The sequence below is a fragment of the Pontiella agarivorans genome (assembly GCF_034531395.1).
In the GTDB taxonomy this organism is placed as follows: Bacteria; Verrucomicrobiota; Kiritimatiellia; order Kiritimatiellales; family Pontiellaceae; genus Pontiella; species Pontiella agarivorans.
On the sequence record NZ_JARVCO010000010.1, the window covers coordinates 786,155 to 812,156 of the forward strand.

The 26,002-nt window shown below is 49.4% G+C and carries 15 protein-coding genes; 12 read left to right on the top strand and 3 right to left on the bottom strand.

The genetic code is table 11. From position 1 onward, the window contains the following. The first annotated feature begins 37 nt into the window (after nt 1–37). The 12 genes from P9H32_RS10765 to P9H32_RS10820 all read left to right on the top strand — a co-directional run bounded on the left by P9H32_RS10765 (nt 38) and on the right by P9H32_RS10820 (nt 20,846). A complete protein-coding gene (locus P9H32_RS10765; RefSeq protein ID WP_322608900.1) occupies nt 38–286 on the top strand; it encodes a hypothetical protein in 249 nt (82 codons plus the stop codon). Beyond that, nucleotides 273–2,171 carry a sulfatase-like hydrolase/transferase gene (locus P9H32_RS10770; protein WP_322608901.1) on the top strand — a complete coding sequence of 633 codons (1,899 nt, stop codon included), beginning with the start codon at nt 273–275 and terminating at the stop codon, nt 2,169–2,171. Before P9H32_RS10765 ends, P9H32_RS10770 begins: the two co-directional genes overlap by 14 nt. A 693-nt stretch (nt 2,172–2,864) precedes the next feature. Then, nucleotides 2,865–3,551, top strand: coding sequence for a hypothetical protein (locus tag P9H32_RS10775; RefSeq protein ID WP_322608902.1), 687 nt, complete (start codon nt 2,865–2,867; stop codon nt 3,549–3,551). 291 nt (nt 3,552–3,842) lie between these two features. Then, nucleotides 3,843–5,363: an MGH1-like glycoside hydrolase domain-containing protein gene (locus P9H32_RS10780; protein WP_322608903.1), complete on the top strand. Its 1,521-nt coding sequence runs from the start codon at nt 3,843–3,845 to the stop codon at nt 5,361–5,363. Between the two features lie 151 nt (nt 5,364–5,514). Further along, on the top strand, nt 5,515–6,936 hold the full coding sequence (locus tag P9H32_RS10785; RefSeq protein WP_322608904.1) for a sulfatase: 1,422 nt from the start codon (nt 5,515–5,517) through the stop codon (nt 6,934–6,936). 21 nt (nt 6,937–6,957) lie between these two features. Beyond that, nucleotides 6,958–8,421, top strand: coding sequence for an alpha-L-fucosidase (locus tag P9H32_RS10790; protein WP_322608905.1), 1,464 nt, complete (start codon nt 6,958–6,960; stop codon nt 8,419–8,421). Between the two features lie 70 nt (nt 8,422–8,491). Next, complete coding sequence (locus tag P9H32_RS10795; protein WP_322608906.1) at nt 8,492–9,862, top strand: sulfatase-like hydrolase/transferase; 1,371 nt, start codon at nt 8,492–8,494, stop codon at nt 9,860–9,862. 63 nt (nt 9,863–9,925) lie between these two features. Then, nucleotides 9,926–12,355, top strand: a complete 2,430-nt coding sequence (locus tag P9H32_RS10800) for a glycoside hydrolase family 2 TIM barrel-domain containing protein (protein ID WP_322608907.1) — start codon at nt 9,926–9,928, stop codon at nt 12,353–12,355. 108 nt (nt 12,356–12,463) lie between these two features. Then, complete coding sequence (locus tag P9H32_RS10805; protein ID WP_322608908.1) at nt 12,464–13,015, top strand: RNA polymerase sigma factor; 552 nt, start codon at nt 12,464–12,466, stop codon at nt 13,013–13,015. Continuing rightward, on the top strand, nt 13,012–14,559 hold the full coding sequence (locus P9H32_RS10810; RefSeq protein WP_322608909.1) for a LamG-like jellyroll fold domain-containing protein: 1,548 nt from the start codon (nt 13,012–13,014) through the stop codon (nt 14,557–14,559). The genes P9H32_RS10805 and P9H32_RS10810 overlap by 4 nt, the downstream gene beginning before the upstream one ends. Nucleotides 14,560–14,624: 65 nt before the next feature. Beyond that, the gene (locus P9H32_RS10815; RefSeq protein WP_322608910.1) at nt 14,625–17,015 is read left to right on the top strand and encodes a hypothetical protein; all 2,391 of its coding nucleotides are present in this window, start codon (nt 14,625–14,627) and stop codon (nt 17,013–17,015) included. A 513-nt stretch (nt 17,016–17,528) separates the two neighbouring features. Beyond that, a complete protein-coding gene (locus P9H32_RS10820; protein ID WP_322608911.1) occupies nt 17,529–20,846 on the top strand; it encodes a hypothetical protein in 3,318 nt (1,105 codons plus the stop codon). A gap of 995 nt (nt 20,847–21,841) precedes the next feature. Here P9H32_RS10820 and P9H32_RS10825 read toward each other — a convergent pair. From P9H32_RS10825 to P9H32_RS10835, 3 genes are all read right to left on the bottom strand, one after another. Beyond that, entirely contained in the window at nt 21,842–23,185 is a 1,344-nt protein-coding gene (locus P9H32_RS10825) for an RICIN domain-containing protein (protein WP_322608912.1), read from the bottom strand. Nucleotides 23,186–23,322: 137 nt separating this feature from the next. After that, a complete protein-coding gene (locus P9H32_RS10830) occupies nt 23,323–24,573 on the bottom strand; it encodes a hypothetical protein (RefSeq protein WP_322608913.1) in 1,251 nt (416 codons plus the stop codon). Nucleotides 24,574–24,613: 40 nt separating this feature from the next. Next, a complete protein-coding gene (locus P9H32_RS10835) occupies nt 24,614–25,723 on the bottom strand; it encodes a right-handed parallel beta-helix repeat-containing protein (protein WP_322608914.1) in 1,110 nt (369 codons plus the stop codon). Between the last annotated feature and the right edge of the window lie 279 nt (nt 25,724–26,002).

Genomic DNA, 26,002 nt, shown 5'->3' on the forward strand with positions numbered 1-26,002 from the left:
GGGCTGCCGATTTTGTCGTCAGCAATGAGCTTCGCCCATGGCGATTTCGAGTGTGTATCCTCATCTGGTAATGAAGCATGCCGAGGGGAGTGTGGAACCGGTGCTCTGTTTTATGGATATCCATTCCCTTGCCGCTCCTTTTATGCGTGATGGTAGCAAGAAGGACTCGGATAGGGAGCCGGCTTTTATGAATTCATTTGTTCAGGTCCAACCGGGGGCCATTTCAGTGGGGAGCTTTGATAAAAAAGAACGTAATATGGAGAACGCAGAAAATGACAAGATGTAGACAACGCTATCTTTTTTTAGCGATTAGCATTGCCATGGCTTGGGGCGTCCGAGCGGAGGAGAAGGATCGTCCAAATATTCTTTGGTTGACCTGTGAGGACAATAATGTGGATTGGGTGGGGTGTTACGGGAATCCGCATGCGGAGACTCCAAATATTGATGCTCTAGCGGCTGAAGGATTTCAATATATGCATTGCTATGCAAATGCTCCGGTTTGCGCGCCTTCCCGTTCTACGTGGATTACAGGCATTCATGCCGTCTCCAGCGGGACGCACGCGATGAGAAGCCGTAATAAAATTCCATTTGATCTCGTTCAATATTATCCAGATAATCTGAAGGAAAACGGATATTATGTAGGGAACGATAGTAAGACGGATTATAATATCGGCGGCCGCAATGATAAAGCGTGTTGGGATAACCCCGGGCGGGTTAACTGGGATCAGTTGAAGGCGAATCAACCTTTTTTTCAGGTCATCAATAATTTGAATTCGCACGAGAGCCGGGCGCAGGGCGATGTGGAGCATACAGATCATGATCCGGCAGATGTTTCTTTGCGAAAATATCATCCAGATCTTCCTGATATCCGAAAAACGTACGCAAAATATCATGATGCCATGAAAAAAATGGATTCCGGCATCGGGGCAGCTTTGGCCCAGTTAGAGAAGAGCGGGCTGGCGGAAAATACGATTGTTGTTTACAACTCCGACCATGGCGGGGTGATGCCGCGGAGTAAACGGTATATCTTCAACAGCGGACTGCATTGTCCGCTGATTATTCGGATTCCTGAACGATACAGGCATCTGTGGCCGGAGGAAGAGCCCGGGATGAAGGTCGATCGTTTGGTTGGTTTGATCGATATGCCGAAAACCTGGCTTAGCCTGACGGGGACAAAAGTTCCTGAAGTCATGCAGGGGCACATATTCTTGGGAGCGCAGGCTGAAGAAGAGCCGGCGTATCATTTTGCTTATCGAGGCCGAATGGATGAGCGGTGTGAGAGTGCACGTGCTGTTTGTGATAAGCAGTACCTTTATATTCGAAACTACATGCCGCAGATACCCTGGATGCAGAATTTGGAGTTTCTGTGGCGAATGAAGGCGATGAAGGCATGGGATGAATACGTAAAATCGGGTCGGGCCACGGAAGTACAAAGCCGATTCTTCAGGCCGAAGGGGTTTCGCGAAGAGTTATATGATAACGTGAATGATCCGGATAATGTGAATAACTTGATCGAAAACGAGGCATACTCCGCCGTGGCCAGCCGCATGAGAGCGGAATTGCGAAAGTGGCAGCTTCAAGTTCATGATGCGGGCTTGCTGCCTGAGTTTGATATGATCAAACGCGCGGCGGACAATCATACTACGATTTATGAGATGGTGCGTGATCCGGAACTCTACGATCTTCCCGCTTTACTAGATGCGGCGGATGTGGCGCTGATGCAAGAACCCTCAAATAGACCAATCTTAACGGACATGCTGTCGAATCCGGATTCTGGGATTCGGTATTGGGGGGTGGTCGGGCTTTTCCTGCTCAATGAGAATCCGGCAGCAGTGGACGCTCTTTTAACGGATGAATCACATGAAGTCCGCGCCATGGCGGCCTGGTTAACTATTCGATGTGGTGATCGAGATAAAGGATTGGATACGTTGAAGCAAATGTTGGAGCAGCGTTCGTATGCCACGCTGAAAATTCTAAATATTCTGGATTGGATTGGGGATGATGCCAAGAGCTTGCTGCCTACGGTGAAACAGGTAGACCATAACCGCTATGAAAACGATATGCGCGATAATCTTTTGTACAAATATGGACTGATCGAGTCCAAACTTGTTCGCTTGCAAAAAGCACGTGATAAAATGAAGAAAAAAGGATCGGGTCAGGCAGAAAAATAAGCCGTGTTCGTGTTTTCTTGAGGCGGTTTGGTGATTTACGCGGACAGGAAACAAACAGAAGGAGAGTGCCCATGACGGGACGAAAAAGGATCTTGATGCGAGGGATTCTCCAATCTGTATTTTTCTGAAAGTATGCACTTAAAGTGCATGCGCATCCCTTGTTTAGGGCGAACTCGTCACTGACGTACCGCCTTTTTGCGAGAGCATTGTTACAGCCTGCAACACCGCATTCATTAAAGAAAGCGGCACGCGCATCCTCAACAAACAGACCGTCATCGGACTCAAAAACCTCGACTCCGATGGAGACGGTCTGAATAACCTCGTAGACTATGTGTTGGGCAGGGCCCCGTTTATCGCCGCACTCCTGAGGGAATCGAACCGAAATGGTCAATCAGGGTGGAGTATTGGAATATATTTATCGCCGTTGAACCGATGTTGCCAGCCGTGGGCTCTCATACCGGATCGAGCAGACCGATAACCTGCTTTCCAATAAAAGCAGCCGCCGAGCGGCGAGGAGAACAGGGCGTTTCCTGAGAGCTTGAGAGCAGGGTTTAATCTTCTGAGCTCTCTGCACCTTGACTCAGAGGAGGGCGCCATACGTTCGTATAGGTTGCTGGTATCAAGAAGTGTGGTAAGCAGATAGATAACGGTTTTTTTAGGGTCAGTCGGCACCCGGATGGAGATTGAAACGCTATGAAAATGATGATTGCGGCAATGGTATTATCAGGCTTGAGCATCACGTATGCCGGAAACCTGACTATAGATAATACGAGACCATTTGGTGAGCAAGACTATCTGGTGAATGTGCTGGATGTGGAAGGAGCGAGGATAATAGGTGCACCGGTTCGTCGTAACGATGACGAGAAGCCCGAAAAGGAGGCGAGTGTCAGCCGGACGGTAGGACAAACCTTTATGCTGAACTACGATTATACCTTAGACTCCATCGTGGTCAGGAGTGCCGGAGAGCATGACTTGAGCGGGATCTCATATCCGAAACTCTGGGTGAAAATCATTGATGTGGACAGATCCACTCAGCTCTATGAGGACACGTTTGATTTCTCGGGACAGAAAATTGAGGCGGGATGCTATCTGACACTGACCTTTCAGGAGCGGCTTAACCTGGTTCGGAGAAAAAAATATTTGATGGCGTTTTGGTTCGATAATGACAACGACGAGACCTTTCTTTTGGCACGCACCCAGACAGATAAATCAGGAACTTTTTCCGGGGGGTTATATTATGAAAGCGGTCAGCAACCTGCTATGAAACCGTCGCAGTTCGGACTGGAGTATCCCGTGAGATTTGAAGGGAATTTCAGTCGTGATCTGTGTTTTGGATTAGTGGGCAATGCCGAATATGAAACCTTAGGACTCATTTTTTAGCCGCTGACCATCGAGGTGGAATCACAGAAATATGATGCGTGTTCATCGCTGAGTTGCTGGAAAAAATATTTTTCAGTTCCCTGATTGATGACGGGCAGTAACAAAAAATATCGAAATGACCACAGTCCGTGCGGCGTTAAGCTCGGGTTCTACTGCCTACTGGATTCGCGCGACCGGTGAGTGCTCCGCCATCGCGGCCGTATTATCAATATATGAGTGATAACCCCCCGGGCGAATCAGCAGAAGTGTTGCGCCTTGATCCATATCATCACTCTGTTTCAGGAGAATCCTATGTGCAGAAATCATCTCATCGCCGCGATACTTTGTGCGAGCGGCCTGCTTGCGGGAATACCGTCGGCATCGGGGGCAGTTTCCAAGGATTGGAAATGCTCGGTCCCGGTTCCTGTTTTTGACCGGGAGCCAGGCTATGTAGAGTTGTATTGGAAGGCCTGGGAGCTGGCGCACGAACAGATCAAAGAACAGAACGGGCTTCCTCAGCCCCGGTATATCGATGAGGCATTCTGGGATGATACGATCTGGATCTGGGACACCTGCTTCATGGTTATGTTCTGCAAGTATGCTCCGGATGAGTTTCCCGGAGTTGAGAGTTTGAATAATTTTTATTTTCCTCTTCATGACCCGTCGGTTGAGAAGGGGACTTTTCCGCTGAATATCCAGCATCCGGATAATCCGCCACTTTTTGCCTGGGTTGAATATGAAAACTTTATGGTCACGGGAGACCGTGCTCATGCTGTTAACCTGCTGATCGGGACGAAGTATCTTCAGAAACACTATAAGTGGTTTGATAAGGCACCTACCGGATGGCGATTTTATTCCAAGGCGCAGCGACGAAAAAAAAGCGTACCTGTTCGGTTGAAGAAAACTGAAAACGGATTCCAGTGGAGCGGGGTTCAAAGCGGCATGGATAACACGCCACGCAAGGGCGGGCTCTGGATTGATGCCATTTCCCAGCAGGCACTCTCTGCGCTGTATATAAGTCGTATGGCGGAGCAGATTGGGCAAACTGAGATCGCCGAATCCTGGAATGAAACGTATCAGGAAATCAAAGACCAGGTTAACGAACTGTATTGGAATGAAGAAGATGGCATATACTATGATGTTGATCCCTCGACCGGCAGGCATCTTAAGGTTAAAACGCCCGCTTCATATTGGGCGATGCTTGCGGAATTATGCAGTCCGGAACAGGCCGGTAAAATGGTTGAACACATTCGAAATCCGGAAGCATTCGGCGGGGAGCGGCCCTGGGTGACGGTGGCGCGCAGTGATCCCGGTTTCACAACACCGGATGGAAACTATTGGCGTGGCGGTATCTGGCTTCCGACGGCCTACATGGGGACGAAGGCGCTGGAGAAATACGGTTATTTTGACGAGGCGGATGAGGCTGCAGAGCGGCTTTTATCGCATATGCTTCGCACCTATGAAGGCTATAAACCGAGCTCCATTTGGGAGTGCTACAGCCCGACGCGCGATACGCCCGCTGATCATAATGGAAAACTGGTTCGCCCCGACTTTTGCGGTTGGTCGGCACTGGGACCGATTTCTCTCTTCATCGAGAATGTGCTTGGATTCCATGTTATCGATGCGCCGGGAAAAAAGATTGAGTGGCGTCTGCATCAGGATGGCCGGCATGGAATCAGAAATCTGAAATTCGGCCATATTGTGACGGATATCCTGTTTGATGGTGAACGGACGGTGACGGTTAAGAGCAGCGCTCCCTACACCCTCGTAATTAATGAGCGTAAACACAGGATCGAGTCCGGGCTGACTACGATTGATACAGAGCGCGAATGAGCGAATGGATGGGCGTGTTCATCGTCTGGCCGAATCTCCGGATCCGGACCTGTGCTTTCACACATACTTTCGTCTAGCTATCCGAAAAGGATACATCCGTTACTTTACTAAGGACTCGGGGGATAAGGCTGCCCCTTTAGAAAGGAGTGTCATGAAGAAAAACTGTATTTCAACTCTGTTATCGGTTTGCGCGTTGGCTGCTGCGACAGCGCTTGCCGCGGATAAACCAAACATTCTCTTTATTGCGATCGACGACTTGCGTCCCCAGCTGGGGTGTTACGGTGAGCCGGAGCCGATCACGCCGAATATCGACCGGCTGGCGGCTGAAGGAACACGGTTCGATCGTGCCTATGTGTGTTATCCCCTTTGTCTGCCTTCGCGCGCGGCACTTAATATCGGAAAGCGGGTGACAAATAATAAATTGCCGGATGGAACCTCGGGTAAATTTCACGACATGATCGCGGTGCAGCAGACTTTGCCGAAAACGCTTCGCAATGCGGGGTACTACACAGCAGTGCATGGTAAATTTTATCATGGCGGTGTGCCGAAAGCCGATGTGGAGGCCTGGGATGTTCCTGGGGAATTCTGGATCGATGATATCCATGACTGGTCACCGGAAATTGAATCGAAGATGGTGGAGTGGGGCGGTCGTCAGGATCAGATGGACAAGATGAATCAGGACCGGAAAGGTAACGGTGCATTGGTTTGGGCATCCATTGACGGGCCGGACAATCTGCTTAACGACGGCAAGGTGGCTGATAAAACGATCGAACTGTTGCGCAACCGGCCGAAAAATAGACCGTTCTTCATTGTGGCCGGTTTCTCCCGTCCGCATATGCCGTGGGTGGCTCCGAAAAAATATTTTGATATGTACCCTGAAGATGCCGGTAAACTGGCCTATGTGCCTGAGGGGCGCCGTGTTCTCGACAAACAGGACCTGAAGTCCGGCGTCGGTGCCAATGGAGAATGGAACGAGGGGGTTACGGATGAGCAGGCGCAGAAGCTGATCCGAGGTTACATGGCCAGCACGACCTACGTCGATGCGCAGGTGGGAAAACTGCTCGCTGAATTAAAGGTGCTGGGACTGGAGAAGGACACGATTGTGGTTCTGTGGGGCGATCATGGCTACCATTTGACCGACCACGGGCTTTGGCGAAAGAATACACCTTATCACGTATCCCTTCGGTGCCCGCTTATTTTTCGTGTGCCGGGAACGAAGTCCGGACAGGTGGTGGAACGGGTGGTTGAAAATATTGATATCTACCCGACCTTGCTGGAGTTGGCAGAAACTTCTGTGCCGTCCTGTGTACAACTTGATGGGAAAAGCCTGGTCCCTTTGTTGAAAAATCCAGTGGCGAATATTGGAGGAGAGGCATTTACCAGTGCGGGGAATCATTACGGGCTGGTGACTGATCAGTACCGCTTTACGATTCTCAAGAATAACAAGGGATATAAGTTATTTGACCTGAAAAAGGATCCCGGTGAGTGGAATAATCTCGCGGAAGATCCCAAATACAAAGAATTGATTGAAAAATATGCGGCAAAGGTTCGTACGGCATGGGGTTTAAATTAACGACGTAGGATAAAACATCATATGAATATAAAAATGATTTCTCTAGGGATTTTTGTTGTTGCTGCTGCTGGAGCGAAGGCCGCGGAGCATTATAAACCGACCTATGATTCGCTCAATGCACACCAAACACCGGAATGGTTCAGGGATGCCAAGCTGGGTATTTATACGCACTGGACACCGACCACCGTGGGAAATGAAAATGTGGGTTGCGGCTGGTATCCGTTTCATATGTATTGCCGCGATGAAAAACTCAACGGTCATCTGGAAGTTAAGGGTAAGGGACCGCATCCAGCCTACACAGGGCATGTGGAGAAGTATGGTGATCCGGCGGAGTTTGGATGGAAGGATGTTATAAAAACCTTTAAACCCACGCAGTTTGATGCCGCGGAGTGGGCGGATCTGTTTTTGGAGGCCGGTGCCCGTTTTGCGGGACCGGTAGCCATTCATCACGACGGCTATCCGATGTGGGCGTCCGACGTCACGCGCTGGAATGCCGGCGATATGGCGGGTCAGGATTTTTCCGCCGAGCTGGAGCGTGAAATCCGCAAGCGCGGGATGAAGTTTGTCGCTTCATTTCACCACAGCCACACTTGGCGGTATTTTATTCCGTCCTATGAATTTGATGGCGCTGATCCGGCTAATGTGGATCTCTATTTCGAGCCGCATGAAATGGGTGATCCGCTTTCGCCTCGTTTCCGGAAATGGTGGAGAGGATTACTGAATGAGTATATTGAGAAATATGATCCGGACATGGTCTGGCTCGATATGGGGACTCGCGATATTCCTGACGATCTGATGTATCCCTTCCTCGCTGACTATTATAATCATGGACTGAAAGAGGGTAAGGAGGTCGCCACGACCGTGAAAAACTATTCTCCTTATCTGCCGGGTGCGATCATTGACTATGAAAAGGGTCGGGTTAAGGATATGCAGAAAAACCCTTGGTTGACCGATGATACGGCACAACCGGGTTGGTTCTTTTCGAATCGTGATATGGATAAAACGGCTGATGAACTGGTGGATGAGCTGGTGGATATTGTCAGTAAGAATGGCTGTTTGTTGCTTAATGTCGGCCCGAATTCCGATGGGGTTATTCCTGAAGCCCAGAAGGATCTGTTACGTGGATTGGGCGCCTGGATGAAAGTGAACGGGGAAGCAATCTATGATACGCGACCTTGGAACGTGGCGGGAGAAGGTCCGACGAAACTCCGGAAAGAAGGCAGTTTTTCCGGCAAGTTGAAATATACCGAGAAGGACATTCGCTACACGAAAAGTAAAGATGGCTCAACCGTCTACGCGATGGTGCTGGCCCGACCGGACCGCGAAGTGGTTCTGACGGGGGTCAATGGTAAAAAGGTCTGTACGGTCGAACTGATTGGCTATGCAGGCGATCTTAAATGGAGTCAGTCTGACTCCGAACTCCGCATCATGTTCCCTTCCGGTGCCGCTGATTCCGCCGCTTATGCTTTCCGGATTACGTTATAGGAAGAGGGGACTGATAATGGGGAGAAGTACGGGCGGTTCACGCTGTAGAAAAATCTATGAGGATTAAAGGATGATAAGACATACGATAAAATTTTTTCTGAACATTGCAGGCTTGCTTTGCGTCGTCACTCAAGCTGCTGAGCCGCCTAATATTCTGATTATTCTCACTGATGATTACGGGTATGGGATTACCACTTCGTATGGTGGGGATAGCAAATGGGCCTCTACCCCGAACATTGATCGGATAGGAGCTGAAGGGGCTTGTTTTACTGAAGCCTATGTGACCTGTTCCGTATGCGGCCCGTCACGGGCCGGTATTATGACCGGCCGTTATCCGCAGCGCTTTGGCTATTACACCAACAAGGATGCTCAGGCTGGAGGGGTCCCGGCCGACCAATCCATGATGGCGGGCTATTTTAAGGAGGCAGGATATGCCACCGCTATGATCGGCAAGTGGCATCTGGGATCAACAACGCCTGGGCAGCATCCATTGGAAAAAGGATTCGACGAATATTTTGGTTTCGATAATGCCCAGACGGACTACTTTAAATCGCCTATCCTTTTTGATGGGCGCAAGAAAGTGAAGCAACATGATTATTTGACTCGCGCGTTTACCGAACGTGCGGTGGATTTCATGGAGCGCAGCGGCGACAAACCTTTCTTTCTTTATCTGGCCTACAATGCGGTTCATGGCCCATCACAGGCTCCTCAGGAAACGGTCGATCGATACCCTAACCTTCCAGAGAGAGATGCTGTTCGGGTGGCCATGGTTGAAGAGCTTGATAATGGAGTGGGTCAGGTTCTTGATGCGTTAAAACAAATCGGTAAAGAAGATAATACGCTGGTCTTTTTCCTGAGTGATAACGGCGGACTGCCTGTTTGGTGGGAAGGCAGCAACGGAGACTTGCGCGGATTTAAGCGAGCTCAGTTTGATGGCGGAGTTAAAGTGCCCATGATGGTTCGCTGGCCTCAACGTATTCCGGCCGGCCAGGTCCGCGAACAATTGGCCATTGCGCTCGATATTCTGCCTACAGCTCTCGATGCATCGGGTATTGCTGCACCGGAGGATGAACTCCTCGATGGAATGAATCTGCTGCCGGCGCTGGAATCTGCTCAAGACCTGAATCCGGAACGGAAACTGTTCTGGGCAGGGTCGCATTTTGATGACATAACGATGCAAACACCGGGCTATGACATGGCCGGTCCGCCTCCCTCCTGGGCGGTACGTCAAGGTCCGTGGAAGTTGGTTCAGATTATGGAGATGGGACCGCCGATGTTATTCAATATCGAGCAGGATCCGGGGGAAACGGAAAATGTGATCGCGCAGCATCCGGAGACCTCCAGTAAAATGACGGAAGCTTTTTGCAACTGGTTTAAACTCGGGGTTCCGCCGATCGGCTGGAAGTCCGAATACTACGAACAACTTAAAAGCGTGGAATAACGGATCCCGATCACGACTTTGACATGCACTTTAATACGACTCATGTGAGAGGATGGCATGACTATGAACAGAAGAAGGTTTATTGATGCCGCAATAGCCTGTTCGGTTTTAACGACTGTGGCGAAGGGCGGACGAGTGGATTCTGATTTTTCCGGGATGCGGAAATCATTCAATACCGATTGGCGCTTTCACAAAGGCGAAGCGCCCGGTGCCGAAGCATCCGGGTTCGACGATTCATCCTGGCGTCCGCTCGATCTTCCGCATGACTGGGCGATCGAGGGCCCTTTTGATATCAAATACAACGCCCGGTGCGGTGGCCTGCCATTTCACGGAACGGGATGGTATCGAAAATCATTTGATGTATCTGCCGAGCTTAAAGGCAAGGTAATCTCGATTGTTTTTGATGGGGCCATGTATAACGCGCATGTCTGGATTAACGGCCATTTTCTGGGGAACCGTCCGTTTGGTTATATTGAATTTCAATACGATATCAGTTCGTATCTGAACTATGGCGGATCAAATGAGATCGCTGTACAACTGAAACCGGAAGATCTCTCTTCGCGGTGGTATCCGGGCGCCGGTCTTTATCGTAATGTCTGGTTGGATGTTCGCGATTCAACGCATGTGGCGCAGTGGGGTACTTTTGTAACCACGCCGGAGGTTTCCGATGCATGGGCAACGGTGAATGTGGAAACTGCGTTGGTCGGTAGCGGATCCTGTGAATATGAAGTCGTGGATCCGGACGGCCAGATCGTGGCCCGTGGCACGTCATCTGAACTGCGTATTAAAAACCCGAAACGATGGGATATCGATTCTCCCAATCTTTATCTGCTTCGGACTACGGTTTATGTCCGGGGTGAAGTGGTGGATCAAACGGTGACCCGGTTTGGAATTAGGACCTTGAAGTTTAGCAAAGAAGGCTTTTGGCTGAACGGCAGGAAAGTACGTATTCAGGGTGTCTGCCTGCATCATGATAATGGTCCGTTAGGTGCAGTGGTTAACCGCCGGGCGATTGAGCGCAAGTTACAGATTATGAAGGCGATGGGCGCAAATTCGATTCGCACAAGTCATAATCCGCCTTCAAATGAATTGCTTGATCTTTGTGATGAACTGGGTCTGTTGGTGATGGACGAGGCCTTTGATGTCTGGGAACGACAGAAGGTGAAGAACGGCTATAATAAATTTTTCAAGCAATGGGCTGAGCGGGATCTTAAGGATATGGTGCGGCGCGATCGCAACCATCCGAGTGTTTTTATGTGGAGTATCGGTAATGAAATCGGAGAGCAAAGGGATTCCGTTGAGGGTCCGGCCATTGCGCGCAGGTTAGACGGTTATGTGAAGGAACTGGATACAACCCGTCCAACCACCTGCGGCTTTAACAAGTGGCCGACTCCCTATAAAAACGGTATGGCCGCTCAGATCGATATCGCCGGGATGAACTATAAGCCGTTGGACTATGGGGAAGCGGTGAATGCGTACCTGCCTAACAATCCGGTGGTGGGTTCTGAGACTTCATCGTGTACCAGCAGTCGCGGGGTTTATCATCTTCCGATTAAAAAATATAAAACGCATTCTTCGAAGCAGGTCAGCAGTTACGATCTGATCGGTCCTCCATGGGCTTATCCGCCGGATGTTGAATTCGATGCGTTGGAACGTAATCCGGAAATTCTCGGCGAATACATCTGGACCGGTTTCGACTATCTGGGTGAGCCGACGCCCTACGGAGGAAAGGACAACAGCACGAATGGTTATTGGAACGGTGACTGGCCGGCACGCAGTTCGTATTTCGGTGCGGTTGATCTTTGCGGTTTCCCGAAGGATCGATTCTACCTCTACCAAAGCCAGTGGACCAAAAAGCCGATGGTGCATGTACTGCCGCACTGGAACTGGGAGGGCTCGGGCCACGAAAATATTCCGGTCTACGCGTATACCAACTGTGAAGAGGTGGAGCTTTTTGTTAATGGGAAGTCATTCGGGCGCAAGATCAAGGGCAAGGATTTGACGAAGCTTTTGGTTAAGTTTAACCGATATAAATCAAACCATTTTATGTCGAAGTACCGCTTGTCATGGGAGGTGCCGTACGCACCGGGCAGCTTGAAAGTGGTCGGATATATCGGAGGTAAGCCGGTAGCGGAAAAGGAAATAAAGACGGCGGGCAAGCCGGCTCAAATTGCGCTGTCTCCTGACCGTTCGGACCTTTCTGCCGATGGAGTTGACCTGTCGTATGTCACCGTTCGAATCGAGGATGCCGACGGAAATCTGTGTCCATTGGCCGACAATCTGGTTCGGTTTCAGGTTGAAGGAGCAGGAAAGATAGTCGGTGTGGGTAATGGCAATGCCGCTACGACCGAACCGTTTGTTGCAGATTACCGTACCGCTTTCAATGGCCTTTGCATGCTGATTGTGAAGGCGGGAATGTTCGGCGGGCCGATTCGCATATCGGCAGTATCGGAAGGTCTGAAATCATCGCGGTGCAGTCTGCTGGTCAGGTAAACGACACACGGCGGAAGAGATGATTTGAAAAAAAACTCAGATTCGGTGTGTCAACATGGAGGTATCTGACCATTTAGGGTATAGATTGCAGTAACCTGGATTGGACGTATGGAAGACGCTGAGCTTATTGTGAGGTCACAAAATGATGATCTCGATGCATTTTCGGAGCTGGTAATTCGTTACCAATCCAATGTGCGTGCGTGTTTGAGTGTGCGGCTTTCCTCCGCCCACGAAGCAGATGACTTGGCTCAGGATGCCTTTATTATTGCTTTCCGAAAGCTGGATCAATTCAATCCGGAAAAGCCGTTTGGACCTTGGATTCGTACGATTGCGCTCAATCTGTTGAAAAATTATTTTCGTAAGCATCGGGCCCATCCTGTCGGTGGTGCTGTTGAGCTTGAAGAGCTGATCAATCTGCAAGTTAAGCATCAATGTTCCGCCAAGACCGAATCTGAGATGATGACCGCCCTTAAACGGTGCATGACTAAACTCGATGGTCCAATGGCCGGCCTTCTCCAATTACGCTATTACGAAGGACTTTCTATTAAAGAAATTACCGAAACGATGAACGTTCGGCACTCCACGATGACCATGCGGCTACATCGTTTGCGGGATCAGCTCCGCCGCTGTATTGAACAAAAAAGCGAAGGGGTGTCATGAACAAACAAAATGAACAGCTCATTGCTGCTTATATGGCCGGAGAACCGGTTGCAGAAGACCTTTTAGAAGCCTGTCGGAAGGACCCTCAATTACTGAGCCGGGTGACTGACCTTACCATCATTGACCGCTTACTGGCTCATTGCAGTGAAGATGATTGCTCGCTGTTTAGTGCTGAAGTTATTCAGCGCCTTAAAATAAAAGACGGGGAACTGTTTGCGGAAAAAGTACGTCATCAAATTGCTTTCAGGAAAGTGAACTATATAAAACCACTTGCCTGGTTTGCGGCGGCAGCCTGCCTGGCAATAAGTCTTCTGTTCATTTTTAAACCGAATCCGCAAGCTTTCGGACATATCACAATGACGACTGATGCTGTATGGGGGACGGATCAATTGAGTCCGGGCGAAAAACTTCCAGGCGATTTGCTTGAACTCACGCATGGCTATTCAGAGGTGACCATGGATAACGGTGTGAAGCTAATTCTGGAAGCGCCGATAGAGTTTGAGGTTCGTTCTTCCGATCTTGTCGTTGTGCATCAGGGGCGTTTGGTGGCGCGAGTTCCTGAACAGGCCATTGGTTTTACTGTCCTGACTCCGAATGCTGAAGTTATCGATCTCGGAACCGAATTCGGTATCTCCGTTACGCCATCAGGAGGTTCTGAAGTTCATGTGCTGGAAGGGGAGGTGAAAGCCCGTTCTTTACAGCGGGGGCCTTTTGCTAATCTGGTAAAAAATGAAGCTATGGTTTTTAATGCGCATGAGCAGGCTAAACTGATTACCAGTAATCCGCAGCTTTTTCGCAGGGCTTTGCCGGGGCGTTCCGCGAACCATCCGGAATATTTGCACTGGTCTTTCAACAACACCACTCACATTGCGCATTGCGGTGGAACCGGTATTGCCGGTCAGCACTATCCTGGCACGCTCAAATCAATGACTGATAACGGATCCGGTCCCTCGGTCGTTGAGGGTGTCTTTGATCGTGCGTTGTATTTCAACGGAAAAGATAGTTATGTCACCACCGATTTTCCGGGAATTGGCGATAATCATCCCCGTACGGTGGCTTTTTGGTCAAAAATCCCGGCAGATTTTTCCATCAATGAGGGGTATGGCATGCTGGGCTGGGGGCTCATGGAACCGGGGTCGGCTTGGCAGATTTCACCCAACCCGGATGAGAAAGAAGGTCCTCTGGGCTGCCTCCGTATTGGGACCATGAGTGCCCCGGTTATAGGAACTACGGATCTTCGTGATAATCAGTGGCATCACATTGCTATCGTCATGTATGGCGGAGATCAGGCTGATGTTTCCACCCACATTCTTCTTTATGTAGATGGTCAGCTCGAAATGACCGCCCGCAAATCGGTGGCGCCGATATCCACCCGTCTGGATGCTCCGAAATCGCATGCTCTAACGTTTGGGCGCAATATCGGATATAAAAAATCTCCTAATCGGAAATTGTTCAGAGGCGCCCTTGATGAAATCTATCTCTTTGATACCGCGCTGGATCAGGAAAAAATCCAGTGCCTCATGAAAACGAATCGTCTCAATTAATCCGTTTTGAAAAATAATTGTATTTTTTTGTGTCCGATTCAAATTTCGAAACCATATCAGGTATCATGAAAAAATTAACCACAAGAGTTCTCGTCGGTGCCTCCACTATACTGTTGGCAGTTCAAATAACTAAAGCAGCAGAACCTATTAATATTTCAGGCGTCTATCCGCACCTCGCCATGTGGAATGATGAAGGTGAATGCGGCACAGGTGCCGTCGTTCCATGGCTGGGCAATCTTTATGCCATCACCTATGCTCCGCACCTTCCAGGCGGTTCTTCTGACAAGCTCTATATTATTTCCCCCGATTTAAAGCAGACGATTTTTGAGGGAAGTGTGGGGGGAACTCCGGCCAATCGCATGATTCATAAAGAATCAAAGCAACTGCTGATCGGCCCGTATCTGGTGGATACGCAAGCGAACGTTCGGGTGATTCCGCCCTCGAAAATGTATGGCCGACTCACTGGAACCGCTCGCCACCTTAAAGATCCGATAAACCACGTCTACTACGCCACAATGGAGGAAGGGCTTTACTCCGTAAATATTCATACACTTGAGGTGGAAACACTTATTCGGGACGGAAATGGAAAAGCTCCTAAAGCCGGAATCCGGAGCAAGCTTCCCGGGTATCACGGAAAAGGACTCTATACCGGCCAAGGCCGCCTGATCTATTCAAACAATGGTCAGCACAGTCCGGAAGCCCGGAAGGATCCAACTACAGAATCTGGAGCATTGGCCCAATGGTTTGGGGAAGGCGACTGGGAATTGGTCCGTCGCAACCAGTTTACTGAAATTACAGGCGCCGGAGGTCTTGAGGGGAATGCTTTTTCCCAGGATCCCGTTTGGTCAATGGGGTGGGATGCACGCTCTGTTCTGCTCGCTCTGCTTGAAGATGAAGAATGGACATTTTACCGTTTGCCTAAGGGAAGCCATAGCTATGATGGCGCTCATGGCTGGAATACCGAGTGGCCGCGTATTCGTGATATTGGGGAGTCAGATTATCTGGCCACTATGCACGGAACCTTTTGGTCTTTTCCTCCTACGTTTACAAAAGCCAATTCTGCCGGGATTGCCCCTCGTTCCAACTACCTGAAAGTAATCGGTGACTTTTGTCTGTGGAATAACCGGCTGGTGCTGGGATGCGATGACTCTGCGCGATCTGAATTCCTCAACAAGCGTTCGTTCAAGCCTCGCGAAAGTGCCGCACAGGAATCCAACTCCAACCTATGGTTTATTAATCCAAAACAGCTGGACCACTTTGGAGTCGCAATCGGCCGTGGTTCGGTTTGGTTGAATGATTCCATTGAAAAAGGGGCCGTCAGTGATCCCTATCTCTTCTCCGGTTACGACTATCGCCTGCTTCAGCTTAAGCATGATGCCGCGACACCGATTACTTTTGTGCTGGAAGTTGACCGTGAAGGCACCAATGAATGGACGCCGCTTCGTTCTATAACGGTGCCCGCAAAAGGTGCGGTATCGCATCTCTTTTCCGCTGATGAAGCAGGCAGTTGGATTCGTTTGAAATCGGAAGGGGCGGCAAGCGGGGTTACGGCTCATTTCCATTATCGTAACCGGGATACGCGTTCGGCTTTAAACAGTCCGCTGTTTGCTGGAATAGTCACACAGTATCAGGAGGCCTCTCTAAAGGGCGTCATGCGCAGTATGGACCATAAAACGCTGGGGCTGGCTCTTTCTGAAAATGAGTACTATGAGCTCAATTCCAGAATGGAATGGGTTAAGATTAACGATGCTAAAAAAGCGACGGAACTGATGCGCTCAGTGAAACAGCCCAAGCATTCGTATCGAGTCGATGATGCATCGGTGATTGTGGAAGAAGATGGACAGCGGTGGCGTTTCCCTAAAAACGACGCTTACTCTAATGACGGCTCGCGCGTCTGTCGTGAGGTCGCAACCGAACGGGACCTTTTAAATCTGCATGGCACGTTCTATGAGCTCCCGGCACGAAATGCGCAGGGCATGGCTAAGGTTCGTCCGATCGCGACGCATAACCTGGTTATTCACGACTTTTGCTCACATGCCGGATTACTTTTGTTTACGGGGCTGGATATCGCTACGGAAAGTGACCATATCTTTCGCAGTTCCGATGGTAAAGCGGCCGTTTGGGCAGGCGTTGTAGATGATCTCTGGAAACTCGGAAAAGTACGCGGTCATGGCGGGCCATGGAAAAACAGCCGCGTAAAAGAGGGCATCCCTTCCGATCCGTATATCATGACCGCCTATGACAAAAAGAGCGTGACGCTTGAGAGTGCAACTCCGACTGAGATTTCGCTTGAAGTGGATGTGGATGGCACCGGAATTTGGGTTCCTTATCGCTCATTTAAAACGGAAGCCGGCAAAGCGGTAACGCATACCTTCCCGGAAGGCTTCAGTGCATACTGGGTTCGAGCGGTCTGTCATTCAGATACCACTGCAACGGTTCAGTTTGTTTATGAGTAAAAAAACAGTATTGAAGGCTCCGTGAAATGCGCGAGGTGCAGCGGGTAAGTTTCAGGTTCTGCTGAATGGGATGCCGCTTAAGCAGATCGTCGTAATAGAGGGTGCTGACCGGCGGTCTGGTTGAGGGGGCAGAAAGTCTCTCAATTATGCCCATGACTTCGCCGGATTGAAGGCCGCTGTACCTCTTGTGGTTTTTATTAGGCGTATTTGCCTAAGCTGATGAAGAACCGAAAGAGGGGGGGCCGATGTGTCGGAAACTCAGCTGATTAATGACAGAGCGCATCGGTGCCCGGTAAAAAAAATGAAGGCCTGGACGGGTTCGGAAGAACTCGTACATCGTTTGATAAAACGGTTTGGGTTCCAATTCCTTTAGCAATAGACAGGTCTGTCGCAATGCATACTTTTGTATGCATTGTCGGAAATGAAAATCGTGGTAAACCTCATATAACAGTTGAGTTAAAAGAGTTCCACATGGGCCTGTGGGAGTCGCGAGACTGAAATAGGGAGATGAGCATGAAAAAAAAGAGACTAATGCTGTCCATATGTGCAGGTATAGCATCCTGTGCAATAGCGCAAACTACACTCTTAGACGTGCAGTTTAGCACCGGCGAAGGATATGCCGATGGAGAATTGGCAGGTCAGAACAACTGGGTAGAGCTTAATGTTTCTTCAAATGCGATAGGTGATACCGCGTTTGATGTGGATGCGACAGCAGCCGTTTTGAGCTCAACAGATGCGACTTATACCAACGCAAGTTATGTTTATTTGGATACGGAATCCGCAGGAAACGAGGCCGGAGACGAGTGGACTGGGGTGATGGACTTCAAGTTGAATATGACGGATGCCGGGCAAGGCTATGGCGAAGATTATTCAGTAAATACGACCATTTTCTTGGCCGGATTGACCGCGAGTGATACGAATCTTCCTTCTCGCTCTGGAAGTGATTGCGTGATGGTGAACTTGCGAGTTCGAGCTGCTACAGGTCGCTTGGAAGCTTATCTGGCATCTGAAGATGACGGGGAGCTATGCTTCATGCAGGTTGCTCATGGAACCAACCTGGGCTGGAATGTAGAGAGTGCGGATATTCAGGATTTCGAAACCGATGATTTGCGGTTTTATTGGACCGTGCGAAAGTCGCTCGGGTCGGATACCTATGTTGCTTGGGGTGGTCTAACCAATTTGAACAGTGGATATACCGTTACAGGAAGAACGCTGGGGGCGTTGGCTGATCCAGATGCAAAAGCGGTGTCCACGGATCGTACGAAAATTTATGCGGCGACTGATCCGATATTTTCCATGGGATATATGGGACAGCACAGCATCAATTCAGAAGGTGATGAAATCCATGTTGATATTGAGATCGATTCACTTTCAGTGGTGAAAAACAGTGGTGTCGCACCGGTTATTATTGCTCCTGAAGGAGTGATGGCCAGTTCATATGACCAAGAAGTTACGGTTACATGGAATCCTGTTGTTGAGGCTTCTGACTATTCGGTGAAGCGATCTGAAACGATGGGGGGGCCGTATACAACGGTTGCGACGACCAATGGAACCTCTTTTTTAGATCTTAACCTGATGAATGACACAACCTATTATTATGTCGTTGCTGCTAATTATGAGGGGTATGGGTCTAGTAATTCTTTGGAAGTGGCTGCCACTCCCAAAGAAATCCATGTGGGAACAATTGTTGATACAGAATTTACGGCTGCTGATGGCTATGTGGACGGTAACCTTGCCGGACAGCAACGGTGGGTGTGGATTGAGTCGACTTCGAATCAGGCTTTTAATGTGATTGATACGGCCGGAAACGGGGCGGCGGATACCGTTTCCACGAGAGATTCGTTTGATACGCAGGTCGGAAATAGTGTCTATCTCGATAAACTGATGGATAATGTTGAGGACAATGAGTGGAGTGGCTCTCTTGATTTTAAATTAACAGCGGACCCGGTTGAAGGGGGAACGGTTGCTACCTTTGGCAATCAAACGGTATTTTTGTTGGGACTAACCTCAGATCCCTCGAAAGGGCTGGACGCTAATGATGGCAGTATGGGCTTAATTAACATATACACTCGCGCAACAGGGAATCTGGAGATTCTCTTTGCTTCATCGGGAAACAGCCTTCGGATGTTGTCGACGGTAGGGCAGACCAGCTTAGGTTGGGATCCAAAAACCGGTGAAGATATGGTGACGGATGAGTTGAACTTGGAGTGGTCGATTCGTAAGACGCGGGATCAGGATGTCTATATTGCATCGGCAACCGTATCCAATAAGGTGACAGGATTAACCTATAGCGAGTCCAGTCCGGTGGTTTACTCACGTTCAGAATTATATAATTCGTCAACGGCATACTTTGGAATGGCGCATCATGAAGATGCGGATGATATTCACGATGCACCTACCCCGCGAACCAATTCATTGGTCCATGTGACGATTGATGCGTTGCGCGTTGAAAAAATAGAGAGTGTTTTGCCGGTTGCAGCGGCTGTTACGGACCTTGAGGCGGTTGGCAGCGATCGAACGGTTACCTTGTCCTGGACGGAGCCGTTGGAATCGATCGGCTTTAATATCTATTTTTCTGAGCAATCCGGGGGGCCTTACTCCTTGCTGGCAAATCAGGTAGATGCCACATATACCGATTTGCCTCGGTATAATGGGCAGACAAATTATTACTATGTGGAGTCTGTTTTTGATGCGGATGTGGGAGCGGCTGATTCTGCTGAAGTCTTCGGAGTGCCTGCCGCGATCTCAACAGTATTTCATTGGGATTATTTCCCAGGCTTTACGTACTACTTCGACCTGTCAAATAAATCAACGGTTGATGGCATTACCACCGTAGTGGCCCATGATACACCGTTCGCATTTAATTATGGCGGCGGTGAAGGAGAGGGGGTTTATGGCGTTCTTCAGGGTTCGACAGAAAACCTGCGCGGAGGAACCGGAAGTAACGGCTATGCACCGCGATTGAACAGCGGAGGCAATGGTGCCGCCGGACAGGAAGTCATTGATTGGGACATCCGCAATGGAGCCACCGGCGTGGGCATGATCTACTTCAAAGAAGAGGATTGGGCTACACCAGGAGCTGTTGATGCAACTGAGTTTCAGGTTGGCTACGAATTAAATGCATTTGTTTTTGCGGGGAGTGGCGGCAGAAAACTGCGTGCGATGATTCGGAACGGGGATACATGGTATGCGAGTGAGACTGCCGCAACTGCAAATGGACAGATGATCACGATTCCGGATGTGATGGCTGAATCTTGGGCGGTTATTCCAGATGTAGCGGAACTGGGAGCGACGGCGTATATGAATGAGGTTTCAGGTTTCAGTACGGCAAACAATTCGACCTTTACCAATATTAATGCGGTCGGTTTCTTTAAAGGGAACGTTGAGGATGGTGGTTTCCGTTGGCGTATTCTGGGACTCAAGCTTACTGTTGCGAATTCGCCCAGCTCCTACGACTTCTGGACTGCGCAATATGGCCTCAGTGGTGATGACGCTCTGGAAACGGCCGATCCTGATGGGGATGGGGTAACTAATATCGCAGAGTTCGGATTAGGCGGTGATCCGCTGGATCCACTGAGTGCGGGAACGCGTGAGATGGTGAGCGATACGGTCAACGGAGTAGATGGATTTATTTATTCCTATGTGAAAACGCGCGACCCTGTAGCTGATCTGACGTATACGTTTAAGACTACGGAAAATTTGATGATGCCGTTTACAGATACGGGGTATACCGTGCTTGATGAAGTGGTGTTGGATTATTACTGGATTGGGGTGACTAACTTTGTTCCAGCTGATGTTGATGCCCGTTTCATGCGTTTAGATATTGAATAATAAGGCTTAAAAATCTCTCACCCTCCAGCTGGGGTGAGAGATTGATTTTTCTGTCTTCGGGCAGTTTTTTTGTATCTGATAAAAGTGTATTTTTTTCGACGACTGCATTGACCGGTTCAGGAAAAGTATTTTCGCGGTTTGATCGTCTGAGAGCGGGCCCCCGCCGGCTGCTCGGATTGATTATAAGTCGGAAAAACTTCGAGGATTTCACGAGGGCAGGGTGCCGTATTTCCGGATAAAGATTGAGCGGATCTCAGTGCCAGATAGTGTGTTTGTGACTGTTCTGAAGTTGTTCTTCTGAAGTTCCCGGGGACTACCCGGTTTCGAGAATGAATTTTATTCCCTTCCAAACGGCGATCGGTTCTGGACAGTTCTTAGCTTGTCGATGAATTAGATTCGGATATGAGATGAGTTACGGTTAACAGTGTTGGAAACGTACGGGTACTTTTCTGAAAAGTCGCTTGCGCCTGCGTCTCCAAACCGCGCTTATAATTTTCTGCGCGGGTGTCAACCCGGTCTGGTTGCGCTCGTAGTTGCTTTGATCCGTACTACGGGACGTCTGCTTTGGCATCGAGCAGGCTATTGAGCATCTCTTCTGCCGAGCTGCGCACTTCGGTATCGTTGATTTCGTTGACCTTTTACGTGATGTTGTCCGTCTCTTTCCGGCTTTTTTCTGTGTGTTTGGTTACACTGACTGGTTGTATCAGCCGGAGGACCTCCTATTCAAATGTGCGAATTTATTGGTACGTTATCGTTGCTGTCTGCCGCACCGCTCTTAACGGCCTTTGCATGCTGATTGTGAAGGCGGATAAAACCGGTGGATCTGTAAGCATGACGGCAACTGGGGAAGGTTTGAAGCCTTGGAAATGTAAGCTCACGGTTGGCTGAGAGAATTCCAGCTGTTTTATAACCGTTCTGCGACGTGCCATGAAGGTGGTTGGGGGGGGGACCGCCGAAGTATATGCTCCGGCGGTCTGATTATTACTCGATGTAACTTACAGTTCTTCCAGTAACCAATGGCTTTTGTTGTCCAGCGCATCATCGTCACTCACCCGTATTTGAATATTGCCCTCAGGATGCGTTACGAAGTTTTCGTATCGATCAACCTGAATATACTGGTTTTCAGCACGATTCTCCAATCGTACAACACCGCTGCTGATATTGACTTTTCTCCATTCCGCTTCCGGTCCTACCACATAGGTGACTTTGACTACGGAACGAGGCGCACCATCGGGCATATATAGATACTGCTTCTTGGCTTTGCTTCTTAAATAGAAATATTCTCCACGGGTTGGGATCATTTCCCATTGCAGCCATTTTCCACTCCAACCGCCGGGGTATTGAACGACATCTGATCCTTCTGAAGCGCTCAGTGGCCGAATGCGGTTTTCTGTTCTTTTACTTTTAATGAAAACTGTGCCGATCGGGTCAGACGGATCAACCGGATCTGAAGGCTCTGTTCCAAAACCATTATCTAACATTGCCTTGAGGCCTGCCGGTCCGCCTTGCTGGTCTCCAGTGAATAGATAATACGCCATGCCGCAATCAGAAATATCAGCTTTGTCGGATGCGACGATACGTGAGTAGACGAACTGGATGCCTTCATTTATGGCAGCGCTGTGTGCGCTGTAGTCTCGCAAAAAATGCCAGGCTTCCCAGTAGGGGGAACCGTCATCCGCCAGATGTGTAGCAAATCCAACAGTTTTACTGTCAGCAGCGTTCTGATCTTCGATTTTATCGAAGATGACACCGTAACCGGAAAATGCATCAATCATCTCATCCCATGTCCATCCGGTGTGTTCTTCCCAGTCTTTCGGCTTATCTGAATGTTCATTATTCCACTTTGAATGGGAAATCACGCGGACATACTGCAGTCGACTCGCATCAGTTTGCCTGGCTTTATTTAAGCCTTTACCGATCACATGCATCGGTCCTGCTCCGATAATCGTCAACGGATCATCAGCTGAAGAAGCAAGAATGGCATCCCGCATTTTGTTGTAAGCTCCGGTCGGGTTTTGTGCGGCAGAAACGATTTTCGCGGCATCAAAACCAAACTTGGATGCTGTTTCGTCTGCACTCAGTGCCATGGCTGCTTCACCACTTCCACTGGACCCCCATATGTGATCGCTGTGCGTATATACGGCCAGTTTGTTTTGTGCATTCTGTGATGCCAGAATCATTAAGGTGGCCGCTGTGGCTCCCCAGTCATCTTTGTCATGTTGATTCCCATCCGAACTGATGGCAATGCGCCCGGTTGAAAAGGGTACGGTTTGCGCGAAAACAGTTATCGCAGACATTGCACCGCTAATAAGTATACTTTTCCAAGGGATTGATTTCATATGTTCCTCTTTCTCATTATGATATCCAGTTACAGTTTATGCCTTTTTTCAGACAGGCATACATGACTCGCAATCGTCTAATCTGTTCCTTGTGTTACCTCCTTTTTCCGTCGTTTTTCTATGACCGGTTTATCGTGTTAATACTGCCATTCCAAATATTCGGCATTAACCTGCTGTACTGATAACAGGTTGCGAAATTCCCCGCGCAGATCGGTATTGATATCGGTGTAGGCCTGCTGAGCGGCCGCCAGGTCAATCGGATCTCCGAACGCCGACGCGCGCTGCATCAGCGCAAGCGCTTCCTGTGCTGCCAGATCTGCAACTCTTAACCGGTCGGTCGGTTCAACGGTGTTATGTGCCGCTGCAATTAAATCCGAAACCGGTCGGGCGCGATCCATTACTGCGTTAAAGGTATCCACGCGCATCTCGGTCCGTGCAATACGCTTGAGAAGATCCGGGTCGGTCTGCTGCGCTTTCCATGTTGCGTAGGCTTCACGGTCTTCCTGATCGACATACCAGGTTTCCGCCACCTCAGCTATGGTTTGATTCCGGATGGCGGGATCTATAATGCGTTCCGCCCATGGCATAACGTCGCTTGAATAAGAATTATTTCCATCCCATCGGGTGACGCATTCCGCAAGCGGAACATCCAGCAGCGGATCAGCGGGCTGTGAAGCAATATGCTGTGCGGCAGCGACCGTATCAACAATGGCCCATTGGTGATAGATCCCCTGTAAAGCCCGATCTGTATGCGTTGTTCTTTGAAGTGCACCAAGCAGCTCCAGTGCCTCCAGCGCTCCCCCGGCGGAACCTCGGGCCAAATGCTTTCCGATTGTATAGTCCATTTCATCTATCAACCGGGGATATCTATTTTCATTCAGAAAAGCGGCGAGTGCTGCAGGGGAGTCCTTTTGCTCCCTCAGCGGAGAAAGCAGTTCCCGGGCGGCACAGTGAAAAATATTGTCGGAACGAGCCGAGAGACCATCCAGCATCATAATCGCTTCCAAAGCACTATGGTGTTCAAAAAGGTGGCTGGCCAATTGTTCACCAATCGCAACGGAGTGCGTATTCATGAGCGGGTGATCTAAATCTGTCAGCAGGTCGATCGCCGCCCGTTCATCTTCCTTTAATAAGGCACTAAGCTCGTTCAAAAATCCCTCTAAGCTTGAGGCCGTTTCAAGTCCTTCACCCCATATAGGATACTTGAATGCATCCAGGGGCGTCGCGTCGCGCGTTTTCGTTACTACTTGAACAGGAAGTTCCAGGCCGGAAGAGGATGTCAGCGGTGAGCGTGCAGGGGCGGACTCTGAGGCGGGCCGCAGGAAAAGCAAGCCGCCGACAATCAACAGCGCCAAGGCCCCGAATAGATAGCGTATTTGTGATTTCATTTTTAAAGGGAATTCCCCGGCCGGAGCCGGGGAGTCTGATTTAGTTTTCGCGAACGGAACCGTTCAGTCCCACGTTATTCACGTAGTCATTGTCTCCGGAACCCTGCCAGAAGATCACCTTAAAATTACTCACCAGTACATCGGTAAAGTCATTTCCATCCCAGGTGCAGTTCCGCACATTATTACCGAAAATCCCGTTCGACAGCGTTTTGCCGCCCGTGCTGTATATGTTGTTAATAAAATTAACATTACGGGCTCCGATGTCGCCTTCTTCATCTCCATCGCTCAGGTGATGCAGGCCGCCGATTCCGGTGGAATTTTCAATGAAGTTTCCCGTAAAGGTCGAGTTGTCATACCACTGTTCAGTATGAATCGTATGTCGATAGGTCTGCGCATTTTCCCCAGGTCCGTAGAAGTTATTACCTGTGAGTACAAAGCCCTTGCCTTCAGAGGTTCCATACTGCCACTTACCGCCTTTGAGGAAATCATTATCCTTGATTAAGCTCTGATTGTGCGATGTGCCGACCTGGTCCTCATCATTCCCGCTGTCACTGATGAGATCACGCAGACGCAGACTCCCTTTGAAGACGTTGCCTTCAAACGTCATTTTATCTACGGATTCCGTCTGATGATCCCGCGTATCATCATTCCGGTTATACATCAGGATTTGAACAAACCCATTGTTGTTGAAGGTACATCCAGTCACCTCTAAACCATGGGTCGGCCATCCGATCGAAGAAACAATTCCATAGCTGATCGCATTACGAATACAGACATCGGTCACCGTTAGATTTCTACTGCTCGGCTTAATACGAATGCCCATTTGGCAGTCGGTCGCATCGATGCAAAGGTCTCGAACCGTTACGTTGCTGGATCGGATACGAAAGACCTCGGGGCCTCCGGTATTATAGATAAAGGTCTTGAATTTGCCGGCACCCTTAATGGTGATATCTGCACTCACATTCATTTGTTTGGTCACTGTATAGGTGCCCGGGGCCAAATTTATGGTTTCACCAGAAGTAGCGCCGTGAACAATCGAACGAAGATCATCTCCCGGTGTTACATCGATTCCATATCCAGTATTTGCGAGCAGCGCGATAGTTCCCATCACAATACCCATGCTCAAATAGCGATCTCTTTTTTTATTCATTTATCAGTTCCTCTGCATCATTGTGTTTATTTTCATACCGTTTCCATTTGTTGTCAGACGGGCGTACATGACTCTCTGTAGATTCTGTCTTCGTGCAATTAGGTCATCCTCATTTTTCCTCCTCTTCATACCATCTGCCATTAGGGGAAACAGACGGATTTCCAGCTCTCCGGAGCGGTTGCTACAGGGCGAAGTCCTATCGTTTTTATGGGTAATACTTTCGTATGCCTATGACGTATGTGTGGCCGTCAGCCCCGTATGCTGATTCCGGTAAAAATG

Coding starts and splice junctions, on each gene's coding strand:
- P9H32_RS10785 (WP_322608904.1), top strand. CDS start 5,515: ATGAAGAAAAACTGTATTTCAACTCTGTTATCGGTTTGCGCGTTGGCT.
- P9H32_RS10835 (WP_322608914.1), bottom strand. CDS start 25,723: ATGAATAAAAAAAGAGATCGCTATTTGAGCATGGGTATTGTGATGGGA.
- P9H32_RS10790 (WP_322608905.1), top strand. CDS start 6,958: ATGAATATAAAAATGATTTCTCTAGGGATTTTTGTTGTTGCTGCTGCT.
- P9H32_RS10830 (WP_322608913.1), bottom strand. CDS start 24,573: ATGAAATCACAAATACGCTATCTATTCGGGGCCTTGGCGCTGTTGATT.
- P9H32_RS10780 (WP_322608903.1), top strand. CDS start 3,843: ATGTGCAGAAATCATCTCATCGCCGCGATACTTTGTGCGAGCGGCCTG.
- P9H32_RS10815 (WP_322608910.1), top strand. CDS start 14,625: ATGAAAAAATTAACCACAAGAGTTCTCGTCGGTGCCTCCACTATACTG.
- P9H32_RS10765 (WP_322608900.1), top strand. CDS start 38: ATGGCGATTTCGAGTGTGTATCCTCATCTGGTAATGAAGCATGCCGAG.
- P9H32_RS10770 (WP_322608901.1), top strand. CDS start 273: ATGACAAGATGTAGACAACGCTATCTTTTTTTAGCGATTAGCATTGCC.
- P9H32_RS10820 (WP_322608911.1), top strand. CDS start 17,529: ATGAAAAAAAAGAGACTAATGCTGTCCATATGTGCAGGTATAGCATCC.
- P9H32_RS10775 (WP_322608902.1), top strand. CDS start 2,865: ATGAAAATGATGATTGCGGCAATGGTATTATCAGGCTTGAGCATCACG.
- P9H32_RS10825 (WP_322608912.1), bottom strand. CDS start 23,185: ATGAAATCAATCCCTTGGAAAAGTATACTTATTAGCGGTGCAATGTCT.
- P9H32_RS10800 (WP_322608907.1), top strand. CDS start 9,926: ATGAACAGAAGAAGGTTTATTGATGCCGCAATAGCCTGTTCGGTTTTA.
- P9H32_RS10805 (WP_322608908.1), top strand. CDS start 12,464: ATGGAAGACGCTGAGCTTATTGTGAGGTCACAAAATGATGATCTCGAT.
- P9H32_RS10795 (WP_322608906.1), top strand. CDS start 8,492: ATGATAAGACATACGATAAAATTTTTTCTGAACATTGCAGGCTTGCTT.
- P9H32_RS10810 (WP_322608909.1), top strand. CDS start 13,012: ATGAACAAACAAAATGAACAGCTCATTGCTGCTTATATGGCCGGAGAA.